Origin of the sequence: Microvirga arsenatis, from assembly GCF_009910705.1 — a bacterium.
Classification (GTDB): Bacteria; Pseudomonadota; Alphaproteobacteria; order Rhizobiales; family Beijerinckiaceae; genus Microvirga; species Microvirga arsenatis.
The window spans coordinates 1-4,142 of sequence record NZ_JAAAXJ010000050.1 but is presented as its reverse complement, the minus strand read 5'-3'; the positions used below and the strand labels follow the sequence as shown (position 1 = coordinate 4,142).

The 4,142-nt window shown below is 61.9% G+C and carries 3 protein-coding genes; all 3 read left to right on the top strand.

Annotated elements, in window-relative coordinates:
* Positions 1-127: 127 nt before the first annotated feature.
* From GR303_RS24105 to GR303_RS24095, 3 genes are read left to right on the top strand one after another with little or no spacing between them, the layout of a single operon-like run.
* On the top strand, positions 128-1,315 hold the full coding sequence (locus GR303_RS24105; RefSeq protein WP_161726977.1) for a tyrosine-type recombinase/integrase: 1,188 nt from the start codon (positions 128-130) through the stop codon (positions 1,313-1,315).
* Positions 1,306-3,552, top strand: a complete 2,247-nt coding sequence (locus GR303_RS24100) for a tyrosine-type recombinase/integrase (RefSeq protein ID WP_161726979.1) — start codon at positions 1,306-1,308, stop codon at positions 3,550-3,552. The genes GR303_RS24105 and GR303_RS24100 overlap by 10 nt, the downstream gene beginning before the upstream one ends.
* Positions 3,443-3,901: a DUF6262 family protein gene (locus tag GR303_RS24095; RefSeq protein ID WP_343232028.1), complete on the top strand. Its 459-nt coding sequence runs from the start codon at positions 3,443-3,445 to the stop codon at positions 3,899-3,901. The genes GR303_RS24100 and GR303_RS24095 overlap by 110 nt, the downstream gene beginning before the upstream one ends.
* The last annotated feature ends 241 nt before the right edge of the window (positions 3,902-4,142 follow it).

Genomic DNA, 4,142 nt, shown 5'->3' with positions numbered 1-4,142 from the left:
TTATGGAATTAGCTCTAGGATATTTCTTCATGTCAACGATGTAATCCACGTACCACTTTAGCGCATTTGCTGCTCGTTGTGGACGGGATTAGCTTCAGTCTGTCCACAACGTGGTTGGAGCGCACTCATGCATCTCCAGCGCATTGTTCTGCCCAGCGGCCGTATCACCTGGACCGCCTATGACGGCGACGCCGTTGTCGCTGAGATCCGCGACTTCGTCATTTATCTCGAAGCCCGGCATTACGCGCCCCGCACCGTCAGCCATTACGCCCGGCACGCTGTCAGGCTTGGCAACTATCTCGCGGCCCTCGGCAGAAGCTTCCACGAGATCACGGCCACCGATCTCGACCAGTTCATCCCAGCCGTCGCCAAGGCTGGCCGGAAGCTCGATGCGAGAGCCGCCATGAACCTTATCCCACTGCGGCCCGAGCACGTGGAGGTCTCGGCCAGCCTGCACAACCAGATCCTGTTTGGCATCAAGGCGTTCTATGCCTTTCTGAAGCTCCGGGATGCAACGGTGCTGTTCGACACGGTCGAGAAGCCGCGCGCCTATGCGCCCGAGGTCTATCAGCCGTTTCTGGCGCATGTGTCTGCCCGCAAGGCGCGCCGGAAGGCCGAGAGCCGCTCGGATGGTGATGCCATGGCGGCAGCCGCCAAGCGAGCCGCCGATCACCGGTTGAAGCCGGAGCAGGTCGTGCGGATCATCCAGGCCGCCACGCTGATGCGCGATGCCTTCCTTGCGGTCATCCTCTATACGACCGGCATGCGGATCGGCGAGGCGCGGGGCTTGCTGCACGAGGATATCCGCCTCGATGAGAACCTGATCTGGGTGACACCACGCGCGCTCGAGAACCGCGCCAGGGTCAAGAGCGGCCATCCACGGCCGATCCCGGTGCCAGACTTCCTCATGCGGATGTACGAGGACTACATCGCCAGCGACGAGTACCTCCCGGCCTTCGAGGCCGGAACGGACTACGTGTTCTGCAATCTCGCCGGAGGATTGATCGGGCGCGGGTTGTCCGAGAGCAATGTCTACGACATTCAGGGGCGTCTGGCGAAGGCCTCCGGCGTTGCATTCACTTGGCACATGTTCCGGCATTCCCATGCCAGCGAAGCCATCGCTCAAGGCTACAGCCTGCTCGATGTTGCCGACCGGCTTGGCCACGCCAGCCCGCAGACCACCAATGCGATCTACAAGCACCTGTTCAACGCCGAGTATCGCAAAATGCGCCTCCGGAGCCATGAGGAACTCGAGGGACGGCTGAGCGATCTGCGGCGTCGGACCCTGACGCAGGAGCAGATCAAATGGCTATGAAGATCGTCGCCACGAACGAGCCGCAGAACGCTTACCTCGGCAGCCTTCAGACCTTCATTGCCAGCGTCAGCCCCCTCCTCCTCAAGCGCGATCGCTGGGGCTATCACACCCTGGACAAGTGCTTCGGCATTGATGGCGCCTCAGCGCTCTATACGCCACCGAAGTTCCCATCACGGACGCGGCAGCGACTGCGCCAGGAGGCTCTGGAACTGGCCGCCAATCCGCGCTCGGACGATCGCTTCCTGGGCGGCGTCGGCTTCGACTTCACCAGCGTTCCCGAACCGTATCGGACCGAGCTCAAGGCTTATTTTACATGGCGGCTGGCCCGCTCGCAGAGCCGGCACTACGACTGGTATGCTCGGGCCGCACGCCTGATCCCGTTCTGTGCCGATCTTGCCGATCCAGCCCGACGGCCCGCAACAGTGAATGTGCGCCCATGCCTGATCGACTTCGGGGACCCGCTTGAGGATGGTGACGGCAACAGCAGCACGCCGCTGGCCCAGGTCATGCGGGATTGGTTCCAGACTCAAGGCTACAGCACACGAGAGTACACCGGGGAATGGCGCCTCCGGGGCGGCGAGGGCACGTTGGCCAAGAACGTCTATCGCAACTTCACGCCGGCAAACTCCCTGGTGCGGACGCTTCTGATCCTGCGGGAGAAGGCCAAGCCCCTCGAGACCAGGGATCTCATTCTGTTCGAAGATGTGTATCCAGCCGACGAGGTTCCGGAGAGCAAGCGGACGGAGCCCTACTTCCACTTCTACAAGGTCCGTTCCCTCTGGCTGCGCGATGCCGCGCGGCGTTATATCTTGAGCAAGATCGCGTACAAGGAACTCTCCGCCACGACCCTGGTGAGCTATGTCAAAAGGTTGTCGCAGCTCGATGAGTGCCTGCACGACCTGCATCCTGTGCCGAAGCCGAAGCATGTGACGCAGGAGTTTGTCGACCACACCTTCCTGGCCTGGGGCAAGGAGAAGGGCTTCGTCGGGCAGAACTGGTATGCCGATCCAATCAACCTGCTCAAATGGGCGTCAGCCCACCTGCCCGCTCTGGGCTGGTCACGTCTGACCTTCGATCCACGCAACATCCGTCGGGTGCACAGCTACCATCCGAAGGGCCGCCATTACGAGCGCAAGTTCGAGGAGGCGCTGGTCCCGGAGGAGGTGGTGGAGCAGATGTTTGCCCGGTTCGACACCCTGCCCCCGGTGTGCAAGCGGCTGCTGATCATCGTCCGCTACACCGGCATGCGTTGCCGCGACCTTCATCATCTTGGATTCGGTTGCCTGAAGCCCGATCCGGACGATAACCGCTTCATGCTGCTGACGTTCTACCAATCGAAGGTCCGGCGGTGGAATACCAAGCCGCTGCAAAAAGACGATGCAGCCCATGCTCTGGTCATCCAGGCGATCGAGGAGCAGCGCGCAGAGGTTCACCTGCAATGGGGCCGGGCCACTGAGTATCTGTTCCCGCACCGGCTCGGCGACAAGGAAGTGGCTCTCGACAGCAGCAGAACCCGCGAGATCATCGGCCGGTGGTGCATCGACAATGGCATCCGCGACACAGCGGGAAAGCTGTACGACTTCGGCTGGCATGACTTCCGGCACTTCTACGGCACCGAAATGGCGTTGGCCGGCTATGACATCCACCTGATCCAGATGGAGCTGGGTCATGCCTCGGCCGACATGAGCCTCGTGTATGTCAACCGTCGTCTCAAATTGCGCAAGAAGGCTCTTCTGGAGAAGGGCGGTGGCAAGTTCGTCACCATCAAGGGCGAGGTGGACGACAAGATCGCCGAACTCGCGATCCGGAAAGATGCGGCCCTGGCAGTCGATATTCCCGGCGGTCTGTGCTCCCTCCCCGGCCAGATTGGCGAATGGTGCGAGCACAATGGAGCCTGCTTCACCTGCGTCTACTTCCGGGCGGATGTGGAGCAGTTACCCTTTTTTGAGCGGGAGAAGCGTTCAATGGCCTCAGGCTTGAAACGCCTGCAGGCGGAGGTGACCGACTTCGAGCAGAAGGGTCAGCTGCGCATGGCCGAGATCGGCCGCAGGAGGATGGAACGGACTGAGGACGGCATGGCGAATCTCGCCACGATCATCAGCACGATCAAAACGGAAGGGGTGTACGGTGGGAGCCATCGGAAGTATCGGGGGGCTGCTTGCGGCAGCGGAACAGCGCAGTGTGGGAAAGCGGCGCCTAGTCGAGGAGACCATCACGGAGATGCGCCGCCGCGGTGAGGTGATCACCTTCAAGACGGTGGCCGAGCAGGCGGGGGTGAGCCGCCAATACCTCTACACGCACTTCAAGGACACCATCGAGCAACTCCGCACGGATGGGCAGCATCAGGCGGTCGTGGTGGAAGGCGAGACGGTCCCTGCCCGCTCCGCCGGCCGGGCGGCCACGATCGAACTGGCGCTGCGGAACAAGATCAGCCGCCTGGAGCAGGAATTGACGGAGCTTCGCAAGGAGAAGACGGCCCTGGAACGGCGCTACGAGAAAGCCCTTGGCGAGGCGGAGGAATGGCGCAGCCGGCACCAGGCTGCCGTCACCGAGTTGCTGGAGACGCGCAGCCGTTCGAAGGCTTGAATGTGAGATCGTCATGGCCGATGACGGAGAGATCCGTCATCGGCCATGCGAGCCTCGAGGCCGGAGGCACGCGCAGCGGTCAAGAATGCGCAGCACCGCCGCAGGCGGCGGGCCGAAGGCCCGTTCTTGACGGCGAGCATGCCGTAGGCACTCACATCCTGCTGTCGTTCTTGACATGTCCACGACAGCTAAATCACTGCTACAGTTGAGGATCCTGTTAGGGACTAGAGCTAAATGGAAC

Excerpts from the sequence above, each read along its gene's own strand:
- GR303_RS24100 (WP_161726979.1), top strand. The coding sequence starts at position 1,306 with ATGGCTATGAAGATCGTCGCCACGAACGAGCCGCAGAACGCTTACCTC.
- GR303_RS24105 (WP_161726977.1), top strand. The coding sequence starts at position 128 with ATGCATCTCCAGCGCATTGTTCTGCCCAGCGGCCGTATCACCTGGACC.